Annotated in this window: 1 protein-coding gene and 1 pseudogene; both read left to right on the forward strand. The window is 49.8% G+C overall.

Annotation, left to right across the window (positions count from 1 at the left end):
- Positions 1-378 (forward strand): hypothetical protein (locus ACTHS3_RS16860; protein WP_440368623.1); only part of this gene is annotated, 378 nt, incomplete at its 5' end.
- Positions 368-482, forward strand: a pseudogene (locus ACTHS3_RS16865) (peptide chain release factor N(5)-glutamine methyltransferase); the annotation flags it as partial. The gene ACTHS3_RS16860 and the pseudogene ACTHS3_RS16865, both read left to right, overlap by 11 nt.

Consider the following 482-nt stretch of genomic DNA (forward strand, 5'->3'; position numbering starts at 1 on the left):
GTTGCATTTTATTTGGGCAATCATGAAAGCATGAAGGGGGTAACCGTTTTGATTTTTGGGTCGATCTTTGCTTCTTTGGATATAAGATATTGTGCGGCCTATGCGAATTATGTTTGGTTGGCAGCCATTGTTTTGCTGGCGTTGCGGAAGAAGGTCGTACCTGTCCATGCGGCACTTTGGGGCTTGGCGCTGGTGGCCTTCAGTGTGAAAGCCGTACACGTCGATGAAGCTGAGAATACGGCGGATATCGTACGCTACGGTGCCGGATTTTATTTGTGGTATGCCGCATTTTCGGTTGCCACCATCGGTACGTTTGCCGGAAAGAATAAGGAAAGAAAAGCCACAACGCTGGCAGATGGGACGAAAAATGACGCTTGATGAATGGTTGCGCCAATCGGCACTGCCCAAAAATGAAGCGCGGATGTTATTGCAATATGCGCTGGGTTATACGCGCGCGCAGCTGGTTACACGCGGTATGGACG

It is taken from the genome of Neisseria sp. P0009.S007 (assembly GCF_051962515.1).